The sequence below is a fragment of the Streptomyces sp. NBRC 110611 genome (assembly GCF_001590865.1).
In the GTDB taxonomy this organism is placed as follows: domain Bacteria; phylum Actinomycetota; class Actinomycetes; order Streptomycetales; family Streptomycetaceae; genus Streptomyces.
Genome location: NZ_BBUY01000002.1, coordinates 500,080 through 519,150 on the forward strand (window position 1 = coordinate 500,080; position 19,071 = coordinate 519,150).

Below are 19,071 nucleotides of genomic sequence, written 5' to 3' on the forward strand. Positions count from 1 at the left end.
GTGTCCCCCTCTCTCGTGGGCTGCTCGTGGGCTGCTAGTCGCGGGCCGCGGTCAGGTGTTCCGCGTGTTCCTGGAGGGACCGGACGCCCACATCGCCGCGGTTCATGGCCTCGATGCCCTGCACGGCGGCCGCGAGGGCCTGGACCGTGGTCAGGCAGGGCACGGAGCGGGCCACCGCCGCGGTGCGGATGTCGTAGCCGTCCAGCCGGCCGCCGGTGCCGTAGGGGGTGTTGACGATCAGGTCGACCTGACCGTCGTGGATCAGCTGGACGATGGTCTTCTCGCCGTTCGGGCCCTCGCCCTCGGACTGCTTGCGCACCACGGTGGCGTTGATGCCGTTGCGGCGCAGGACCTCGGCGGTGCCGGAGGTGGCGAGCAGCTCGAAGCCGTGCGCGACCAGCTCCCGGGCCGGGAAGATCATCGAGCGCTTGTCGCGGTTGGCGACGGAGACGAACGCGCGGCCCTTGGTGGGCAGCGCCCCGTAGGCGCCGGACTGCGACTTGGCGTAGGCGGTGCCGAAGACCGAGTCGATGCCCATGACCTCGCCGGTGGAGCGCATCTCCGGGCCGAGGACGGTGTCGACCCCGCGGCCGGAGGCGTCGCGGAACCGCGACCAGGGCAGCACGGCTTCCTTGACCGAGATCGGCGCGTCCAGCGGCAGCGTGCCGCCGTCGCCGGTCTTCGGCAGCAGGCCCTCGGCGCGCAGCTCGGCGATGGTGGCGCCGAGCGAGATCCGGGCGGCGGCCTTGGCCAGCGGCACCGCGGTGGCCTTGGAGGTGAAGGGCACCGTGCGGGAGGCGCGCGGGTTGGCCTCCAGGACGTAGAGGATGTCGCCGGCCATCGCGAACTGGATGTTGATCAGTCCGCGGACGCCGACGCCCTTGGCGATGGCCTCCGTCGAGGCCCGCAGCCGCTTGATGTCGAAGCCGCCGAGGGTGATCGGGGGCAGCGCGCAGGCGGAGTCGCCGGAGTGGATGCCGGCCTCCTCGATGTGCTCCATGACGCCGCCGAGGTAGAGCTCGTGGCCGTCGTAGAGCGCGTCCACGTCGATCTCGATGGCGTCGTCGAGGAACCGGTCGATCAGGACCGGATGCTCGGAGATCAGCCCCGCGTGCCGCTCGAGGTACTCCCCCAGCGACGGCTCGTCGTAGACGATCTCCATACCGCGGCCGCCGAGCACATACGACGGGCGGACCATGACCGGATAGCCGATCCCGGCGGCGATGGCCTTGGCCTCGTCGAAGGAGAAGGCGGTGCCGTACTTGGGGGCGGGCAGCCCGGCCTCGGTCAGCACCCGGCCGAACGCGCCGCGCTCCTCGGCGAGGTCGATCGCCTCGGGCGAGGTGCCCACGATCGGTACGCCGTTGTCCTTGAGCGCCTGCGCCAGGCCCAGCGGGGTCTGCCCGCCGAGCTGGACGATGACGCCGGCGACCGGGCCCGCCTGAGTCTCGGCGTGCACGATCTCCAGGACGTCCTCCAGGGTGAGCGGCTCGAAGTAGAGCCGGTCGGAGGTGTCGTAGTCGGTGGAGACGGTCTCCGGGTTGCAGTTGACCATCACCGTCTCGTAGCCGGCATCGCTCAGCGCGAACGAGGCATGGACGCAGGAGTAGTCGAACTCGATGCCCTGGCCGATGCGGTTGGGGCCGGAGCCGAGGATGATCACGGCCGGCTTCTCGCGCGGGGCGACCTCGGTCTCCTCGTCGTACGACGAGTAGAAGTACGGGGTGCGGGCGGCGAACTCGGCGGCGCAGGTGTCGACGGTCTTGTAGACGGGGCGGATGCCCAGCGCGTGCCGGACCTCGCGGACGACGTCCTCGCGCAGGCCCCGGATCGCCGCGATCTGGGCGTCGGAGAAGCCGTAGCGCTTTGCGTCCGCAAGGATCTCCGGGCCGAGCTTGTCGACACCGGCGATCTCGTCGGCGATCTCCTTGATCAGGAAGAGCTGGTCGACGAACCACGGGTCGATCTTCGTGGCGGCGAAGACCTCCTGCGGGGTGGCGCCGGCCCGGATCGCCCGCATCACGGTGTTGATCCGGCCGTCGGTGGGAACCTGGGCGAGCTCCAGCAGCTCCGCCTTGTCGCCCGGGGCGGCGTCGAAGTCGAACTGGCTGCCCTTCTTCTCCACCGAGCGCAGCGCCTTCTGCAGCGCCTCGGGGAAGTTCCGGCCGATGGCCATCGCCTCGCCCACCGACTTCATGGTGGTGGTGAGGGTGGCGTCGGCCGCCGGGAACTTCTCGAAGGCGAAGCGCGGCACCTTGACGACGACGTAGTCGAGGGTCGGCTCGAAGGACGCCGGGGTCTGCTCGGTGATGTCGTTGGGGATCTCGTCGAGGGTGTAGCCGATGGCGAGCCGGGCGGCGATCTTCGCGATCGGGAAGCCGGTGGCCTTGGAGGCGAGCGCCGAGGAGCGCGAGACACGCGGGTTCATCTCGATGACGATGACCCGGCCGTCCTCGGGGTTGACCGCGAACTGGATGTTGCAGCCGCCGGTGTCCACCCCGACCTCGCGGATCACCTCGATGCCGATGTCCCGCAGGATCTGGTACTCACGGTCGGTGAGCGTCATGGCCGGTGCGACGGTGATCGAGTCGCCGGTGTGCACGCCCATCGGGTCGAAGTTCTCGATGGAGCAGACGACCACGACGTTGTCGTGCTTGTCGCGCATCAGCTCCAGCTCGTACTCCTTCCAGCCGAGGATGGACTCCTCCAGGAGCACCTCGGTGGTCGGCGAGAGCGTCAGGCCCTGGCCGGCGATCCGGCGCAGCTCCTCCTCGTCGTGGGCGAAGCCGGAACCGGCGCCGCCCATCGTGAAGGACGGGCGGACGACGACCGGGTAGCCGCCGAGCTCCGCGACGCCCTTGAGGACGTCGTCCATGGAGTGGCAGATCACCGAGCGGGCGGACTCACCGTGCCCGGTGCGCGCGTTGACGGCCGCCACGACCTCCTTGAACAGGTCGCGGTCCTCGCCCTTGTGGATCGCCTCGACATTGGCGCCGATCAGCTCCACGCCGTACTTGGCGAGAGTGCCGGCCTCGTGCAGCGAAATGGCCGTGTTCAGGGCCGTCTGACCGCCGAGGGTGGGCAGGAGCGCGTCCGGGCGCTCCTTGGCGATGATCTTCTCGACGAACTCGGGAGTGATCGGCTCGACGTACGTGGCGTCGGCGATCTCCGGGTCGGTCATGATCGTCGCCGGGTTGGAGTTCACCAGGATGACGCGCAGGCCCTCGGACTTGAGGACCCGGCAGGCCTGGGTACCGGAGTAGTCGAACTCGGCGGCCTGCCCGATGACGATCGGGCCGGAGCCGATGACCAGGACGGACTGGATATCGGTGCGCTTAGGCACGCTGGCCCTCCATGAGCTGTACGAAGCGGTCGAAGAGGTACGCGGCGTCGTGCGGGCCGGCGGCCGCCTCGGGGTGGTACTGGACGCTGAAGGCCGGCTGGTCGAGCAGCTGGAGGCCCTCCACCACGTCGTCGTTGAGGCAGACGTGGGAGACCTCGGCGCGGCCGTAGGGGGTTTCGGAGACCGTGTCGAGCGGGGCGTCCACGGCGAAGCCGTGGTTGTGCGCGGTGATCTCGACCTTGCCGGTGGTGCGGTCCTGCACCGGCTGGTTGATCCCCCGGTGCCCGTACTTGAGCTTGTACGTGCCGAAGCCCAGCGCGCGGCCCAGGATCTGGTTGCCGAAGCAGATGCCGAACAGCGGGGTCCTGCGGGAGAGGACCTCGCGCATGACGGAGACGGGGTGATCGGCGGTGGCCGGGTCGCCCGGGCCGTTGGAGAAGAACACGCCGTCGGGGTTGACCGCGTAGACCTCCTCGGCGGTCGCCGTCGCGGGGAGCACGTGCACCTCGATGCCGCGCTCCGCCATCCGGTGCGGCGTCATGCCCTTGATGCCCAGGTCGATCGCGGCGACGGTGAACTTCTTCGTACCGATCGCCGGGACGACGTACGCCTCCTCGGTGGCCACCTCGGCGGAGAGGTCGGCGCCCTTCATCTCGGGGGCCTGGCGCACCTCGGCGAGCATGGTGCCCTCGTCGGGCAGGGCGTTGCCGGAGAAGATGCCGACCCGCATGGCGCCCTGTTCCCGCAGGTGGCGGGTGAGCGCCCGGGTGTCGATGCCGGAGATCCCGACGACGCCCTGGTGGCGCAGCTCGTCGTCCAGCGAGCGCTCGGCGCGCCAGTTGGAGGACACCCGTGCGGGGTCGCGGACGACGTAGCCGGCGACCCAGATCCGCCGCGACTCGGGGTCCTCGTCGTTCACACCGGTGTTGCCGATGTGCGGGGCGGTCATCACCACGACCTGGCGGTGGTACGACGGGTCGGTGAGGGTCTCCTGGTAGCCGGTCATGCCGGTGTTGAACACGGCCTCGCCGAAGGTCACGCCCGTGGCCCCGTAGGCGCGGCCGCGGAAGGTCCGGCCGTCCTCCAGGACGAGTACGGCGGGAACCCTGGCGGCTCCCCTGGTGGAGGTCGTCATCGTGCGCCTTCCGTCGTGTGGATCAGCTGGTTCAGGGCGTCGGCCCATGCGGTGTGGTCGGCCGCGCGGTCGGAGCGGAACCCGGAGTCGATCAGCTTGTCGCCGTGCGCCCAGGTCACGACCAGCAGGCCGCCCTCGGTGAGGACCTTGCCGGCGATGCCCTTGTCGAGCCGCGCCTCGCGCAGCTGCGCGGCCGGTACGAAGAAGTCGGCCGCGCCCGGCCGGACCACGTCCAGGCCCTGGTCGGTGAGGGTGAGCTCGACGCGGCTGCGGATGCCCAGGCCGCGGGCGACGATCCGGTCGAGCCACTGCCCGGCGGTGGTGGAGCCGTGGTAGCGGCCGCTGAGCCGGAGCCGGGGCTCGCCCGGGTCATCGGGGGTGGAGGGCAGCTCGGGCAGATCGCCCTGGAGGGTGCCGCGCCACTTCCAGCCCTGGCGCATCAGCCAGTAGACGAAGGCGACGAAGACCAGGAGGCCGGCGACCCAGCCGAGGCGGGCGGCCCAGTCGGTGACCGGTGCGGACTGCGGCGCTTCGGCCAGAAGGATGAGTGGAGACGTCACGCCAGCTTCCCGTCGACGAGCGTTGCCCGGCCCCGCAGGAAGGTGTGGGTGACCCGGCCCGGCAGCTCACGGCCCTCGTAGGGGGTGTTGCGGCTGCGCGAGGCGAAGCCCGCGGGGTCCACCTCTCCACGGTAAGCGGAATCGACCAGGGTGAGGTTGGCCGGCTCACCGGCCGCGACGGGACGGCCGTGTCCGGTGGCCCGGCCGATCTCCGCGGGCTTGACGGACATCCGGTCGGCGACGTCCGCCCAGGTCAGCAGGCCGGTCTCGACCATCGTCGCCTGCACGACGGACAGCGCGGTCTCCAGGCCGACCATGCCCATGGCGGCCGCGGCCCACTCGCAGTCCTTGTCCTCGTGCGGGTGCGGGGCGTGGTCGGTGGCGACGATGTCGATCGTGCCGTCGGCGAGCGCCTCGCGCAGGGCCATGACGTCGCGCTCGGTGCGCAGCGGCGGGTTGACCTTGTAGACGGGGTTGTAGGTGCGCACCATCTCGTCGGTCAGGAGGAGGTGGTGCGGGGTGGCCTCGGCGGTCACGTCGATCCCGCGGGACTTGGCCCAGCGGACGATCTCGACGGAGCCGGCGGTGGACAGGTGGCAGATGTGCACCCGCGAGCCGACATGCTCGGCGAGCAGCACATCGCGGGCGATGACCGACTCCTCGGCGACGGCCGGCCAGCCGCCCAGGCCCAGCTCGGCGGAGACCACGCCCTCGTTCATCTGGGCGCCCTCGGTGAGCCGCGGCTCCTGGGCGTGCTGGGCGACGACACCGCCGAAGGCCTTCACGTACTCCAGGGCGCGGCGCATGATCACGGCGTCGTCGACGCACTTGCCGTCGTCGGAGAAGACGGTGACCCCGGCGGCGGACTCGTGCATGGCGCCCAGTTCGGCGAGCTTCCTGCCCTCCAGGCCGACCGTCACCGCGCCGATGGGCTGCACATCGCAGTAGCCGGACTCCTTGCCGAGCCGGTAGACCTGCTCGACGACGCCCGCGGTGTCGGCGACCGGGAAGGTGTTGGCCATGGCGAACACGGCGGTGTAGCCGCCGCTCGCCGCGGCGCGGGTGCCGGTGAGGACGGTCTCGGAGTCCTCGCGGCCGGGCTCGCGCAGGTGGGTGTGCAGGTCGACGAGCCCGGGCAGCAGGATCTTCCCATCGGCCTCGACGACGGTCGCGTCACCGGCCTCGATCCCCGTACCGACCCGGTCGATCGTCTCGCCGTCGATCAGTACGTCCTGCGGCTCGCCGCCGAGCACCTTCGCACCGCGGATCAGAATCTTGCTCATCGGTTCTTTACTTCTCCTCGGTACGGGGGTGGGAGGCGGCGGGCTCGTTGCCGCCCAGGAGCAGGTAGAGGACGGCCATCCGGATGGACACCCCGTTGGCCACCTGCTCGACGGCCGTGCAGCGGCCGGAGTCGGCGACCTCGGCGGTGATCTCCATACCGCGGACCATCGGGCCGGGGTGCATCACCACGGCGTGCCCGGGCATCCGCGCCATCCGGTCGCCGTCCAGGCCGTAGCGGCGCGAGTACTCGCGCTCGGTGGGGAAGAACGCGGCGTTCATCCGCTCGCGCTGCACCCGCAGCATCATCACGGCGTCGGACTTGGGCAGCACGCTGTCGAGGTCGTACGACACCTCGCACGGCCAGGTCTCCACCCCGACCGGTACCAGGGTGGGCGGCGCGACGAGGGTGACCTCGGCGCCGAGGGTGTGCAGCAGGTCGACGTTGGAGCGGGCGACGCGGCTGTGGAGCACATCGCCGACCACGGTGATGCGCCGGCCGCCGAGGTCCTGGCCGAGGCCGGCGTCCGGGCCGATCAGGCGGCGGCGCATGGTGAAGGCGTCGAGCAGGGCCTGGGTGGGGTGCTGGTGGGTGCCGTCGCCGGCGTTGATGACGGGGGCGTCGATCCAGCCGGAGGTGGCCAGCCGGTAGGGGGCCCCGGAGGCGCCGTGCCGGATGACGACGGCGTCGACGCCCATCGCCTCCAGGGTCTGGGCGGTGTCCTTGAGGGACTCGCCCTTGGAGACGCTGGACCCCTTGGCGGCGAAGTTGATCACGTCCGCCGACAGGCGCTTCTCGGCGGCCTCGAACGAGATCCGGGTCCGGGTCGAGTCCTCGAAGAACAGGTTGCAGACGGTGCGTCCGCGCAGGGTGGGGAGCTTCTTGATCGGCCGGTCCGCGACCCGGGCCATCTCCTCGGCGGTGTCGAGGATCAGGACGGCGTCGTCACGGGTGAGGTCGGCGGCCGAGATGAGATGACGCTTCATCCGGTTTTCTCCGTGGGTGAAGGTTCCGAGGGTGAAGGAGGGGTGGGCTGTCCGCCGGGCGGGCGTGCCTGCGGGCCCGGGGTCACCGGGTCCGCCGGGTGTGCGCTAGCGCCCGTCGGCCGAGGAGCGGGTCCGCTCGGCTGCCGAGGACTCGGGCGCGGAGCCGGGGCGGAGCGCGGCGGAGCTGTGGCCGAGCAGCACGGCGTCCCGGCCGTCCTCCTCGGTGAGCTGGACCTTGACCGCCTCCCGCAGCGACGTGGGGAGGTTCTTGCCGACGTAGTCGGCACGGATCGGCAGTTCGCGGTGGCCCCGGTCGACGAGGACGGCGAGCTGGACGGCGCGCGGCCGGCCGATGTCGTTCAGGGCGTCGAGTGCGGCGCGGATCGTGCGGCCGGAGAACAGGACGTCGTCGACGAGCAGGACGAGCCGGCCCTCGATGCCGTCGCTGGGGATCTCCGTGCGGGCGAGCGCACGGGCCGGGCCCAGCCGCAGGTCATCGCGGTACATGGTGATGTCGAGCGAGCCGACCGGGACCGTACGGCCGGTGATCTCCGCCAGCTTGGCGGCCAGCCGCCGGGCGAGGAAGACGCCGCGGGTGGGGATCCCCAGGAGCACCACATCGTCCGCGCCCTTGGCGCGCTCGACGATCTCGTGGGCGATCCGGGTGAGCATGCGCGCGATATCCGGGCCCTCGAGCACCGGTCGCGGGGGGAGCTGAACGCTCGTGTCGGAACCGCTGGGACTGTTCGTGTCCATACGGAACGGACCTCCTTCTCCGCCTCACGGGACGGTCTTAAAGGACGTCGGAATTACGCAGTCAGGTTACCAGGAGCCCCGTCAGGACCCGTCCGCACCCCTGACGGGTGAGGGTCTGGCCCATTCCGCTTGACGAAGTCAGATTACGCTGCGTAACCTCACAGTGAGTTACCAGCCCGCGGCTGAGCCGCATTATCGACACAGCGTCCGGGGAGCCTTATGTCCAGCGAATACGCCAAACAGCTCGGGGCCAAGCTCCGCGCCATCCGCACCCAGCAGGGCCTTTCCCTCCATGGCGTCGAGGAGAAGTCCCAGGGCCGCTGGAAGGCCGTGGTGGTGGGTTCGTACGAGCGCGGCGACCGCGCCGTGACCGTGCAGCGCCTCGCCGAGCTCGCTGACTTCTACGGCGTTCCGGTGCAGGAACTGCTTCCGGGCACGACACCTGGTGGTGCGGCCGAGCCGCCGCCGAAGCTGGTGCTCGACCTGGAGCGCCTGGCCACCGTCCCGCAGGAGAAGGCCGGCCCGCTGCAGCGCTACGCCGCCACGATCCAGAGCCAGCGCGGTGACTACAACGGCAAGGTGCTGTCGATCCGCCAGGACGACCTGCGCACCCTGGCCGTGATCTACGACCAGTCGCCCTCGGTGCTGACCGAGCAGCTCATCAGCTGGGGCGTGCTGGACGCCGACGCCCGCCGCGCGGTGACGCACGAGGAGATCTGACCGGTCTCCCGCCGCACCGGCGGAACAGCTGAAGACCGCCTGCAGATCACTGCAGAAACGTACCGCCGCCCCGGACTTCCGGGGCGGCGGTTTCGTCTGCTTCACCTGCTGCGCCTGCCACGGACTTCTCCGCCACCCCCGGGCAACCCCTCTCCGTCACGAGCGGACGTCAAGAGCGGACGGCGTCACGCGAGGGGCGCGAGGACGCACGGAGGGACCGCAACGGCCCTCGGCGGCTCTCTGCGGGCATACGAACGGGCCCGGAGCGAACAACTCGCTCCGGGCCCGTTCGCACGCTCTGCCGGGCGTCTACCGCGTTTCGGGCTCGCGCCGCAGACCGGGCTTCAGCTCCTTGAGCCGGCCGAGGAGGCCGTTGACGAACGCCGGGGAGTCGTCCGTGGAGAACTCCTTGGCGAGCTGCACGGCCTCGTCGATCGCCACCGCGTCCGGTGTGGCGTCCACCCAGATCAGCTCATAGGCACCCAGCCGCAGGATCGAGCGGTCGGCCGCCGGCATCCGGTCCAGGTCCCAGTCGACGGCGTAGGTGGAGATCAGCTCGTCGATGCGGGCGATGTGCTCCGCATAGCCCTCGACCAGCTGGAGGGTGTACTTGTTCACCGGCGGCTGCCGGGGGTCGGTCCGGGCGTGACGCATCCAGTCCGCGAGCACGGACTGCACGTCGGCGCCGCGCTGATCAGCCTCGAAGAGGATCTGGAAGGCGCGCTTACGGGCCTTGCTACGGGCTGACACGGTTAGCTGGTCACCCGGCCGAGGTAGTCGCTCGTACGGGTGTCGACCTTGATCTTCTCGCCCGTGGTGATGAAGAGCGGCACCTGGATCTGGTAGCCGGTCTCCAGGGTGGCGGGCTTGGTGCCGCCGGTGGAGCGGTCGCCCTGGACGCCCGGCTCGGTCTCCTGGATGGTCAGCTCGACGGCGGCGGGCAGCTCGACGAAGAGGACCGCGCCCTCGTGCTGCGCGACGGTCGCCTCGAAGCCCTCGATCAGGAAGTTGGCGGCGTCGCCGACCGTCTTGCGGTCGATGTGCAGCTGGTCGTAGGTCTCCATGTCCATGAAGACGAAGTAGTCGCCGTCCATGTAGGAGAACTGCATGTCGCGCTTGTCGACGGTGGCCGTCTCGACCTTCACGCCGGCGTTGAAGGTCTTGTCCACCACCTTGCCGGAGAGCACGTTCTTGAGCTTGGTGCGGACGAAGGCCGGGCCCTTGCCGGGCTTGACGTGCTGGAACTCGACGACGGACCACAGCTGGCCGCCTTCGAGCTTGAGCACCATGCCGTTCTTGAGGTCGTTCGTGGATGCCACGGTTGCGGAATCTCCTGGACTGCAGGTGGTGGGACCGGGAGGCGACGCCCACCGAGCCGCTCAGGCTCAGAGTGCGAGCAGCTCCTTGGTCGTGATCGTGAGTAGCTCGGGCCCGCCGTCCGCATCGGGACGGACGACGAGTGTGTCGTCGATCCGGACACCCCCACGGCCCGGGATGTGAACCCCCGGCTCGACGGTGACCGGCACGCAAGCGTCCAGTTTACCCATGGCGGCCGGGGACAACTGCGGGTCCTCGTCGATTTCGAGTCCCACGCCGTGCCCGGTCCACGCGCCGAGCCGCTCACCGTACCCCGCGGCGTCCAGCACATGGCGGGCCACCCGGTCCACCTCGCGGCACTCCACACCCGGCGCGAGCGCCTCCCGCCCGGCCCGCTGGGCTGCGAAGACGAGGTCGTACAGCTCGATCTGCCAGTCCGAGGGAGTGGTCCCGATGACGAACGTCCGGCCGATCTCGCAGCGGTAGCCGCGGTAGTTCGCGCCCAGGCCGACGCTGAGGAAATCGCCCTCCTCGACCCGCCGGTCGGTGGGCAGATGCCCGGGGCGGCCGGCGTTCGGCCCGGTCGCCACGGAGGTGGGGAAGGCCGGGCCGTCCGCGCCGTGATCGACCAGGCGGCGCTCCAGCTCCAGCGCGAGATGCCGCTCGGTCCGGCCGACCAGGATCGACTCCAGCAGCTCGCCCAGCGCCTGGTCGGCGATCTCGGCGGCGATCCGCAGGCAGGCGATCTCGTCGTCGTCCTTGACCAGCCGCTGCGCCTCGACCGCGCACGCCAGGTCGGTCAGCCGCAGCCGCGGAGCGACCTGGGAGAGCGCCCGGTGCCGGGTGACGGTGAGATGGTGCTCCTCGACGGCCAGGGTGTCGGCGCCGGCCCGTACGGCCAGATCGGCGCCGGCCACGACCGGGTCACCGCCGCGGGCGGGCAGCACCGAGATCCGTACGTCGTCGACCGGCCGGCCCTCGGACGGGTCACCGCTCAGCGGGCCGCCGCACAGCAGCACGTCCTCGCCCGGGCTCATCAGCAGGGCGGCGCCCGGCGGTGCGCAGCCGGTGAGGTAACGGACGTTCGCCGGGCGCGAGATCAGGGCACCGGCGCTTCCGGCTCCGGCTACGCGGTCGCGCAGCCGCGTGCGACGGACCGCGTACAACTCGGACATATCGTCAGCGTACGGCCGCTCCCCCGGGGCGGCCGGTCGAGCGCCCCCGCCCGGGGGACCGCCGGAGCTACCAGCTGGGCGGGCTGGCGAGAGAACGGGCCACGACCTCGTCCAGGACCTGGACCGTGGTGGCGACATCATGCTGGGAGTTGTCGATGATCGGCAGTCCCGAGCCGTACCAGCCGGCCATCCGGCCGTGGATCCTGGCGACCTCCTCGTCGGAGAGCCGGCGGTTGCCGGTCCGCCGGGCGTTCCGCTCCAGGACGATCTCCAGGCCGGGCAGCAGCACGATCGGCAGCAGGCCGGGCCCCACATGGCGCTTCCAGCCACCCAGGCCGACCACCGGACGGTCCGGGAAGACGGCGTCGTCGAGGATGCAGGAGATGCCGTTGGCGAGGAAGTTACGGGCCGCGAAGCCGCAGGTGCGGCGGGCGAGGCGGTACTGGGCCTCGGAGTGGTCGTTCCAGCCGGACTGCGGATCGGCGAAACCGGCCCGGACCCATTCGCGGACGTCGTCGAGGCTGATGTGCGCGGTCGGCACCCGCCGGGTGTCGGCCCAGTGGCGCGCCACGCTGGTCTTGCCGGCGCCGGCCGGGCCGATCAGCAGCACCGCGACGGCCGCGTGCGCGGCGTCCGGCGCCGCGGCACCGGCCGGCGGGCTGGGCAGCGGCACCGGGGCGCCCGCGGGCAGCCGTACATGGCCGGTGAGGTCCGCGGTGCTGTGGCCGGCGGGGGGCGGCGCCTGCTGGGGCGCGGGTCCGTGCCAGCCGGGCGGCGGGGCCGCGGGGGCCGGCGGGGGCCCGGGCGGAACGGGCTGTCCCGGGTGGGGCGACCAGTTCATGGCGGCCCCGGTTCCTGATGCCTGCCCGCGGGGCGGCGGCAGCGGAGCCCCCACTGCGTACTGCATCAGGCGGCTCTCCGTCTCGTGCGGTCGACGTGGTGCGATAACCCGCCGGCCTCGAAGGGCCGTTGCGTCCCTCGGACACCGGCGGGGTGGTACTGCTGCGAACGGTACCCTCCCGGACCCGGCCGGAGGGGCGCCAGGGGGCGTCTTCACGGAGACCGGGAGACCGGGAAGGCCGGGAGACCGGCGAAGACGCGCCCTGGCACCGGCGCACACCGCGAGGACGCCCGGAGACGGCCCCGAAGTGCGCCTGATGCTACGTCAGTTGCCCAGCTCCTCGGCCAGCGCCCGGAGTGCCAGCCGGTACGAGCCGATGCCGAAGCCGGCGACCGTCCCGCTGGCGACGGCCGCGATGACCGAATTGTGGCGGAATTCCTCACGCGCGTACGGATTGGAGATGTGCACCTCGATCAGCGGGGCGGTGCGCTGGGCGGCCGCGTCCCGCACGGCGTACGAATAGTGCGTGAAGGCACCGGGGTTGATGACGACCGGGATCGCCCCGTCGGCCGCCTCGTGCAGCCAGCGGACCATCTCCCCCTCGTCGTTGGTCTCCCGCACCTCGGCCGTGAAACCCAGCTCGCCGCCGAGCCGGGTGCACTCCTCGACCAGCCCGGCGTACGAGGTGGCGCCGTAGACGTCCGGCTCGCGGGAGCCGAGGCGGCCCAGGTTCGGCCCGTTGAGCACGAACACCCGGCGGCTCATGCGGCGATCTCCGCATGGGCGGCCAGCAGCATGGCCGGGTCCGGGCCCTCCAGGACGGTCGGCCTGGCCAGGCCGTCCAGGACGATGAAGCGCAGCCGGTCCCCCCGGGACTTCTTGTCGACCTTCATGGTCTCCAGCAGCTTGGGCCACTGGTCACCGCGGTAGGTCAGCGGCAGCCCGACGGACTCCAGGACGGCACGGTGCCGGTCGGCGGTGGCATCGTCCAGGCGCCCGGCGATCCGCCCGAGTTCGGCGGCGAAGACCATCCCGACGGAGACCGCCGCGCCGTGCCGCCACTTGTACCGCTCGTTCTTCTCGATCGCGTGGGCCAGGGTGTGGCCGTAGTTGAGGATCTCCCGCAGACCGGACTCCTTGAGGTCCGCGGACACCACCTCGGCCTTGACCCGGATGGCGCGCTCGATCAGCTCCGCGGTGTGCGGGCCGGCCGGCGTCCGGGCGCCCTCCGGATCGGCCTCGATCAGATCGAGGATCGCCGGGTCGGCGATGAAGCCCGCCTTGATCACCTCGGCCAGGCCGGACACGTAGTCGTGGACGGGCAGGGTGTCGAGGGCGGCCAGATCGCACAGCACACCGGCCGGCGGGTGGAAGGCGCCGACCAGGTTCTTGCCCTCGGCGGTGTTGATGCCGGTCTTGCCGCCGACCGCGGCGTCGACCATGCCGAGCACAGTGGTGGGCACGGCGATCCAGCGGACCCCGCGCAGCCAGGTCGCGGCGACGAAGCCGGCCAGGTCGGTGGTGGCGCCCCCGCCGACCCCGACGATCACGTCACTGCGGGTGAAGCCGGACTGCCCCAGCGCCTTCCAGCAGTACGCCGCCACCTCGGCGGTCTTGGCCTCTTCCGCGTTCGGCAGCTGGATCGCGATCGCCTCGTAGCCCTGGGAGGCCAGATCCGCGCGCAGCGCCTCCCCGGTGGCGGCCAGCGCCTCCGGGTGCAGCACCGCGATCCGCTGCACACCGTCACCGATCAGCCCCGGCAGCTCCCCGAGCAGCTGCCGCCCGACGAGCACCTCGTACGGGTCGGTACCCGCCGTACCGCCGACCTGGATACGGGTGACCTGCTCCGTCATGCCTGTTCCTCCCTGTGGGCGGCGCGCGGGGCACCGCCCGCCGCCGGGTGTAGCTCCAGTGCCTCCAGGACCGCCTCGGCGACCTGGGCGGGGGTGCGCTCCCCGGTGGCGATCACCGCGCGCGCCACCTCCGTGTACAGCGGGCGGCGGTGCTCCATCAGATCGCGCCACTGCCTGCGCGGGTTGACGGCCAGCAGCGGGCGGGGGGCATCCAGGCCCACCCGCTTGACGGCGTCGGCGAGTTCGACGTCGAGGAAGACCACCGGCAGCCCGGTCAGCAGCGTGCGGGTGCCCTCGTCCAGGATCGCCCCGCCGCCGAGCGAGAGCACACCGGGGTGCTCGTCGAGCGCGGCGCGCACCGCCTCGCGCTCCAGCGCGCGGAAGTGCGGCTCGCCCTGGTCGATGAAGATCTCGGCGATCGGCCGGCCGGCCGTGGCGACGACATCGGCGTCGGTGTCCCGGTAGCCGACGCCCAGCCGCTCGGCAAGCAGCGCGCCCACCGTGGACTTGCCGGCCCCGGGCGGGCCGATCAGGACGACGACCGGGGACCTCACGTGATCGCCAGGTTGTCGAGGAAGCCCTGGACGTTGCGGCGGGTCTCGGCCACGCTGTCGCCGCCGAACTTCTCCAGCACGGCGTCCGCGAGCACCAGCGCCACCATGGCCTCGGCGACGATGCCGGCCGCCGGGACCGCGCAGACGTCCGAGCGCTGGTGGTGCGCCCGGGCCGCCTCGCCGGTGGTCACATCCACCGTGGCCAGCGCCTTCGGCACCGTCGCGATCGGCTTCATCGCCGCGCGGACGCGCAGCAGTTCACCCGTGCTCAGCCCGCCCTCGGTGCCGCCGGACCGGCCCGTGCTGCGCCGGACTCCGTCCTTCGTGGCGACGATCTCGTCATGCGCCTGCGAGCCGGGCACCCGGGCCAGGTCGAAGCCGTCGCCGACCTCGACGCCCTTGATCGCCTGGATGCCCATCAGGGCGGCGGCCAGGCGGGCGTCCAGGCGGCGGTCCCAGTGGACGTGCGAGCCCAGGCCCACCGGTACGCCGTAGGCCAGGACCTCGACCACACCGCCGAGGGTGTCACCGTCCTTGTGTGCCTGGTCGATCTCCGCGACCATCGCCTTCGACGCGTCCGCGTCCAGGCAGCGGACCGGGTCCGCGTCCAGCTGCGCCACGTCGGACGGCGTGGGGTACACGCCGTACGGCGCCTTGGCCGACGCCAGCTCCACGACGTGCGAGACGATCTCGATACCGGCGGTCTCCTTGAGGAAGGAGCGGGCCACCGCGCCCAGCGCGACCCGGGCCGCGGTCTCCCGGGCCGAGGCGCGCTCCAGGACCGGACGGGCCTCGTCGAAGCCGTACTTCTGCATGCCGGCCAGGTCGGCGTGGCCGGGACGGGGGCGGGTCAGCGGCGCGTTACGGGCCAGCTGGGCCAGCTCCGCCTCGTCCACGGGGTCGGCCGCCATCACCTGCTCCCACTTGGGCCACTCGGTGTTGCCGACCATGACCGCCACCGGGGAGCCCAGCGACCGGCCGTGCCGTACGCCGCCCAGGAACGTGACCTCGTCCCGCTCGAACTTCATCCGGGCGCCGCGGCCATAGCCCAGGCGACGGCGGGCCAGCGCGTCCGCCACCAGGTCGGTGGTGATCGGGACGCCGGCCGGGAGGCCCTCCAGCGTCGCCACGAGTGCGGGGCCGTGCGACTCCCCCGCCGTCAGCCAGCGCAACCTGCTCAACGGTGCTCCTCAGTACTGCTCATCCGCGTACGGTCTCCCCCTGATCCTCCCACGTCACACGGGCGGGCCGGGCGCCCCGTCCGCAGAGCGGACCGCCCGGCCCGCCCCTCGGATCGGCGGCCGGCCGGAGCGCCGCGGTGCGACGGCCGGCTCAGCGGGCGGCCAGGGCCGCCGCACCGGCCCGGCGCATCGCGGCCAGCGGGGCCGGCGCGCGGCCGGTCATCCGCTCCACCTGGAGAACGGCCTGGTGGACCAGCAGATCGAGGCCGCCGACCACTGCGCCGCCGCGGTCCGCCCAGGCGGCGGCCAGCGCCGTCGGCCAGGGCTCGTAGAGGACGTCGAAGAGGGTGCCGGGGCGGTCGGGGACGGCGGCGGCGAGCGCGTCGGTGGTGCCCGCCGGGGTGGTGGCGACGGTCAGCGGCGCGTCGAACGCCCCGGCCGCGTCCTCCCAGGCGGCGGTGCGGACCGCGACGCCCAGCCGCTCGCCCCAGCCGCGCATCTCGGCGGCGCGGGCGGCGCTGCGGACGTACGCGGTGACCTCACCGGTGCAGATCCGCGAGAGCGCGGCCAGCGCGGAGGAGGCGGTGGCGCCGGCGCCCAGGATGGACGCCCGCTCGACCCGTTCGACCCCGCGCTCGCGCAGCGCGGCGAGCATGCCCGGGATATCGGTGTTGTCGCCGATGCGCCGCCCGTCGGCCGTGAAGACGACGGTGTTGACCGCCTCGACCGAGGCCGCGGTGTCGGTGATCTCGTCGAGCAGCGGGATCACCGCGCGCTTGAGCGGCATGGTCAGGGAGAGCCCCGCCCATTCGGGGCCGAGCTTTTCCACGAAACCGGGCAGGGCCGCTTCATCGACCTCGAAGCGGTCGTACGTCCAGTCGGTCAGGCCGAACTCCGCATATGCCGCGCGATGCAGATCCGGAGAGAGCGAATGAGCGATCGGGGAGCCGAGTACCGCGGCTCGATGGGTGGGGCTCATTGTTTGGCCTTCTCGCGTTCCCGTTCGTAAATGCGCCGATTACGCTCATGCTCTTCGTTGGTCGCGGCGAAGAGCGTCTTCTCCGGATTGATCGAGACGAAGTAATACCAGTTGCCCTCGGCCGGGTTGATGGCCGACTTGAGGGCCTCCTCGCCCGGGTTGCCTATCGGCCCCGGCGGCAGACCCTTGAACTTGTAGGTGTTGTAAGGGTCGTTGAACTTCCGCAGATCATCGACGGATCCGGTGTCCAGCGTGCTCTGCGCCTTGGCGTAATTGACGGTCGAGTCGAAGTCGAGCAGGCCGTACGTCTCGGTGTTGTCCGGCTTGAGACGGTTGTAGACGACGCGCGCGACCTTGTCGAAGTCGTGCTTGTACTTGCCTTCGGCCTGCGTGAGGCTGGCGACGGTGAGGAGCTGTATCGGCGAGTCGAGACGGAGCTTGCGGGCGTTCGCCTCCAGGTCGTACCTCCCGTACACCTGCTTCGCCCGCGCCACCATCTCCGTGAGGACCGCCGCCGGCTTCGCGTTCGCACCCACGCTGTACGTGGACGGGTAGAGGAAGCCCTCCAGCGGGTCCTTTACCTTGGCGGCGTCGACGGCCCACGCGGGCAGCCCGAAGCTCTTGACCTCGCTCTTGGCCACGTCCTTGGTCGTGCCCGGCTTGAGCTTGAGCTTTTTGTCGATGAGCTCGTAGACCGCGCCGGCCCGCAGTCCCTCGCGGATCGTGAGGCCGTTACGGCTCTTGGGGTCCAGCATCAGCTCGATAGCCGCGGCCGCCGACATCGCTTTGCGCAGCGAATACGTTCCGGGCTGCAGGGACTTCGCCTTGCTGTTCTCCTCGGCTGCCTCGGTGAAGGCGCCGGCGCTCTTGATGACGCCCTTTTCCGCGAGGATCTGCCCCATTTTCACCAGCGGCGAATCCTTCGGGATCTCGATCTGGATATCGCCCGATCCCGCTCCCTCGTAGTCGGGCGCCGATCCGAAGCGGGCCTTGAGGAAGTCGTAGCCGAAATAGCCGACGGCGCCGACCGTGCCGGCGAGGAGCAGCGTCACGATCAGACAGGCGGTGCCGCTGCGGCGTTTCTTCTTGCCGCCCTTGCCGGCCCTGCCGGTCTTCCTGCCGCCCTTGCCGTCTTCGCGGTCCGTGCCGTTCCGCTTGCCGCGCCGCTCGCGCGGATCGCCGTCGGGGCGGCCGTCCTCGTCGTCGTCGGCGAAGAACGCGTGCTCCGGCCCCGGCTCCCGCGGGCGTTCGGGATCCCGCGGGCGCTCCGGCCCGTCCCGCCAGTCGTCGCCCATGGCGTCCTGCTGGTGCGGCGGCGAGGGGGGGGCGGGCTGTTCGTACTGCTGCGGCGGGTACGGCTGCTCGTGCCGCGGGTGCGGCGGCATCTGCTGCGGCACCGACTGCGCGTGCTGCGGCGGGTAGGGGTCCTGGTGGCCGTGACCGTAGTAGTCCTGGCCCGGGTAGTCCTGGCCGGCGTACCCCTGACCCGGGTAGTCCTGGCCGGCTCCCGCGTACGGGTCGGCCGGCACCTGACGGCCGTAGGCGTCGTACGGGCCGCCGTACGGCGGCTGCCCGCCCTGCGTCGGGTGCCCGCCCTGGGAGCCGTCCCAGCCGCCGCCCCCGTGGTACTGCTGCTGCGGATGCCGCTGGGGATCGCGGTACTGCTGCGGGACGGACGGCTGCCCGCCCCACTGAGGCTGCTGCGCCTGGCTTCCGTAGGACCCCTGGTCTCCGTAGAGCGGGTCGTCGGGATGCCACGGTTCGGAGCCGTAGCCCCGGCCATACTCGGTCATCGATCCCCTAGAGCCGAGAGACGGTGCGCTCCGTTCCGGCAGCGCGCTTGCTGTACCGATCCGCCTCTTCTTGCACGCGCGGCTGTTCGAACCGCCGCCGCATCGCGCGGCACGTTACCGTATCGCGATCAGATGACCACTTCGACGCTCTCGCCCGGAGGCTCCCCCGAGACGCGCTCGGTCTCCAGCGCGCTCTGCAGAATGACCACCGCGGCGGCCTGGTCGACCACCGAACGGCCCTTCTTGCTGCGCACTCCGGAGGCCCGCAGGCCGTGGGTCGCGGTGACCGTCGACATCCGCTCGTCGACCAGCCGGACCCCTACGGGTGAGATGTTCCTCGCCAGTTCCTGGGCGAAGGCCCGGGCCTTGGCCGCGGCCGGCCCCTCTCCCCCACGGAGGGAGCGGGGCAGGCCGACCACGACTTCGAGCGGCTCGTACTCCTCGACGATCGCCTTGAGCCGGCGGTGAGCTGACGGGACGTCACGTCCCGGGACGGTCTCGACGGGGGTGGCGAGGATCCCGTCGGGGTCGCACGAGGCGACCCCGATCCGGGCGTCCCCGACATCCACCGCGATGCGCCGGCCGCGTCGCATCTC

18 protein-coding genes are annotated in these 19,071 nt (G+C 71.6%); 1 reads left to right on the plus strand and 17 read right to left on the minus strand.

Annotated elements, in window-relative coordinates; all coding sequences use genetic code 11:
- Positions 1 to 34: 34 nt before the first annotated feature.
- The 6 genes from carB to pyrR all read right to left on the minus strand — a co-directional run bounded on the left by carB (position 35) and on the right by pyrR (position 8,062).
- A complete protein-coding gene (carB, locus tag AZE13_RS06675; protein ID WP_066927928.1) occupies positions 35 to 3,343 on the minus strand; it encodes a carbamoyl-phosphate synthase large subunit in 3,309 nt (1,102 codons plus the stop codon).
- The gene (gene carA / locus AZE13_RS06680) at positions 3,336 to 4,478 is read right to left on the minus strand and encodes a glutamine-hydrolyzing carbamoyl-phosphate synthase small subunit (protein ID WP_066927930.1); all 1,143 of its coding nucleotides are present in this window, start codon (positions 4,476 to 4,478) and stop codon (positions 3,336 to 3,338) included. Before carA ends, carB begins: the two co-directional genes overlap by 8 nt.
- Positions 4,475 to 5,038, minus strand: coding sequence for a hypothetical protein (locus tag AZE13_RS06685; protein ID WP_066927932.1), 564 nt, complete (start codon positions 5,036 to 5,038; stop codon positions 4,475 to 4,477). Before AZE13_RS06685 ends, carA begins: the two co-directional genes overlap by 4 nt.
- Complete coding sequence (locus tag AZE13_RS06690) at positions 5,035 to 6,321, minus strand: dihydroorotase (protein WP_066927935.1); 1,287 nt, start codon at positions 6,319 to 6,321, stop codon at positions 5,035 to 5,037. Before AZE13_RS06690 ends, AZE13_RS06685 begins: the two co-directional genes overlap by 4 nt.
- 7 nt (positions 6,322 to 6,328) lie before the next feature.
- Positions 6,329 to 7,306: an aspartate carbamoyltransferase catalytic subunit gene (locus tag AZE13_RS06695; protein ID WP_066927936.1), complete on the minus strand. Its 978-nt coding sequence runs from the start codon at positions 7,304 to 7,306 to the stop codon at positions 6,329 to 6,331.
- 105 nt (positions 7,307 to 7,411) lie between these two features.
- The gene (pyrR, locus tag AZE13_RS06700; protein ID WP_066927938.1) at positions 7,412 to 8,062 is read right to left on the minus strand and encodes a bifunctional pyr operon transcriptional regulator/uracil phosphoribosyltransferase PyrR; all 651 of its coding nucleotides are present in this window, start codon (positions 8,060 to 8,062) and stop codon (positions 7,412 to 7,414) included.
- A 219-nt stretch (positions 8,063 to 8,281) separates the two neighbouring features.
- On the opposite strand from pyrR, the gene bldD reads away from it, so the two are divergent.
- Positions 8,282 to 8,782, plus strand: coding sequence for a transcriptional regulator BldD (bldD, locus tag AZE13_RS06705; RefSeq protein WP_066927940.1), 501 nt, complete (start codon positions 8,282 to 8,284; stop codon positions 8,780 to 8,782).
- Positions 8,783 to 9,091: 309 nt separating this feature from the next.
- Here bldD and nusB read toward each other — a convergent pair whose 3' ends face one another.
- The 11 genes from nusB to ruvX all read right to left on the minus strand — a co-directional run bounded on the left by nusB (position 9,092) and on the right by ruvX (position 19,068).
- Complete coding sequence (nusB, locus tag AZE13_RS06710) at positions 9,092 to 9,532, minus strand: transcription antitermination factor NusB (protein ID WP_066927942.1); 441 nt, start codon at positions 9,530 to 9,532, stop codon at positions 9,092 to 9,094.
- Positions 9,533 to 9,534: 2 nt separating this feature from the next.
- Positions 9,535 to 10,101, minus strand: a complete 567-nt coding sequence (gene efp / locus AZE13_RS06715) for an elongation factor P (protein WP_066927944.1) — start codon at positions 10,099 to 10,101, stop codon at positions 9,535 to 9,537.
- A 66-nt stretch (positions 10,102 to 10,167) separates the two neighbouring features.
- Complete coding sequence (locus AZE13_RS06720; protein ID WP_066927946.1) at positions 10,168 to 11,274, minus strand: aminopeptidase P family protein; 1,107 nt, start codon at positions 11,272 to 11,274, stop codon at positions 10,168 to 10,170.
- A 67-nt stretch (positions 11,275 to 11,341) separates the two neighbouring features.
- On the minus strand, positions 11,342 to 12,181 hold the full coding sequence (locus tag AZE13_RS06725; RefSeq protein ID WP_066927948.1) for a Pro-rich N-terminal domain-containing protein: 840 nt from the start codon (positions 12,179 to 12,181) through the stop codon (positions 11,342 to 11,344).
- Positions 12,182 to 12,439: 258 nt separating this feature from the next.
- On the minus strand, positions 12,440 to 12,880 hold the full coding sequence (gene aroQ, locus AZE13_RS06730) for a type II 3-dehydroquinate dehydratase (protein WP_066927950.1): 441 nt from the start codon (positions 12,878 to 12,880) through the stop codon (positions 12,440 to 12,442).
- Positions 12,877 to 13,968 (minus strand): 3-dehydroquinate synthase, encoded by a 1,092-nt coding sequence (gene aroB, locus AZE13_RS06735; RefSeq protein WP_066927952.1) that lies wholly within the window; start codon positions 13,966 to 13,968, stop codon positions 12,877 to 12,879. The genes aroQ and aroB overlap by 4 nt, the downstream gene beginning before the upstream one ends.
- Positions 13,965 to 14,522, minus strand: a complete 558-nt coding sequence (locus tag AZE13_RS06740; RefSeq protein WP_066927954.1) for a shikimate kinase — start codon at positions 14,520 to 14,522, stop codon at positions 13,965 to 13,967. Before AZE13_RS06740 ends, aroB begins: the two co-directional genes overlap by 4 nt.
- On the minus strand, positions 14,519 to 15,703 hold the full coding sequence (gene aroC / locus AZE13_RS06745) for a chorismate synthase (RefSeq protein ID WP_066927955.1): 1,185 nt from the start codon (positions 15,701 to 15,703) through the stop codon (positions 14,519 to 14,521). The genes AZE13_RS06740 and aroC overlap by 4 nt, the downstream gene beginning before the upstream one ends.
- Positions 15,704 to 15,854: 151 nt before the next feature.
- A complete protein-coding gene (locus AZE13_RS06750) occupies positions 15,855 to 16,682 on the minus strand; it encodes a shikimate dehydrogenase (RefSeq protein WP_066927957.1) in 828 nt (275 codons plus the stop codon).
- On the minus strand, positions 16,679 to 18,475 hold the full coding sequence (gene mltG, locus AZE13_RS06755) for an endolytic transglycosylase MltG (RefSeq protein WP_066927959.1): 1,797 nt from the start codon (positions 18,473 to 18,475) through the stop codon (positions 16,679 to 16,681). Before mltG ends, AZE13_RS06750 begins: the two co-directional genes overlap by 4 nt.
- A 128-nt stretch (positions 18,476 to 18,603) precedes the next feature.
- Positions 18,604 to 19,068 carry a Holliday junction resolvase RuvX gene (gene ruvX, locus AZE13_RS06760; RefSeq protein WP_066927961.1) on the minus strand — a complete coding sequence of 155 codons (465 nt, stop codon included), beginning with the start codon at positions 19,066 to 19,068 and terminating at the stop codon, positions 18,604 to 18,606.
- Positions 19,069 to 19,071: the final 3 nt, after the last annotated feature.

What these genes read in the sequence shown, in the direction of transcription:
- carA (WP_066927930.1), bottom strand. Translation starts at nt 4,478, where the DNA reads ATGACGACCTCCACCAGGGGAGCCGCCAGGGTTCCCGCCGTACTCGTC.
- AZE13_RS06690 (WP_066927935.1), bottom strand. Translation starts at nt 6,321, where the DNA reads ATGAGCAAGATTCTGATCCGCGGTGCGAAGGTGCTCGGCGGCGAGCCG.
- AZE13_RS06695 (WP_066927936.1), bottom strand. Translation starts at nt 7,306, where the DNA reads ATGAAGCGTCATCTCATCTCGGCCGCCGACCTCACCCGTGACGACGCC.
- pyrR (WP_066927938.1), bottom strand. Translation starts at nt 8,062, where the DNA reads ATGGACACGAACAGTCCCAGCGGTTCCGACACGAGCGTTCAGCTCCCC.
- bldD (WP_066927940.1), top strand. Translation starts at nt 8,282, where the DNA reads ATGTCCAGCGAATACGCCAAACAGCTCGGGGCCAAGCTCCGCGCCATC.
- AZE13_RS06720 (WP_066927946.1), bottom strand. Translation starts at nt 11,274, where the DNA reads ATGTCCGAGTTGTACGCGGTCCGTCGCACGCGGCTGCGCGACCGCGTA.
- AZE13_RS06725 (WP_066927948.1), bottom strand. Translation starts at nt 12,181, where the DNA reads ATGCAGTACGCAGTGGGGGCTCCGCTGCCGCCGCCCCGCGGGCAGGCA.
- aroQ (WP_066927950.1), bottom strand. Translation starts at nt 12,880, where the DNA reads ATGAGCCGCCGGGTGTTCGTGCTCAACGGGCCGAACCTGGGCCGCCTC.
- aroB (WP_066927952.1), bottom strand. Translation starts at nt 13,968, where the DNA reads ATGACGGAGCAGGTCACCCGTATCCAGGTCGGCGGTACGGCGGGTACC.
- AZE13_RS06750 (WP_066927957.1), bottom strand. Translation starts at nt 16,682, where the DNA reads ATGAGCCCCACCCATCGAGCCGCGGTACTCGGCTCCCCGATCGCTCAT.
- mltG (WP_066927959.1), bottom strand. Translation starts at nt 18,475, where the DNA reads ATGACCGAGTATGGCCGGGGCTACGGCTCCGAACCGTGGCATCCCGAC.
- ruvX (WP_066927961.1), bottom strand. Translation starts at nt 19,068, where the DNA reads ATGCGACGCGGCCGGCGCATCGCGGTGGATGTCGGGGACGCCCGGATC.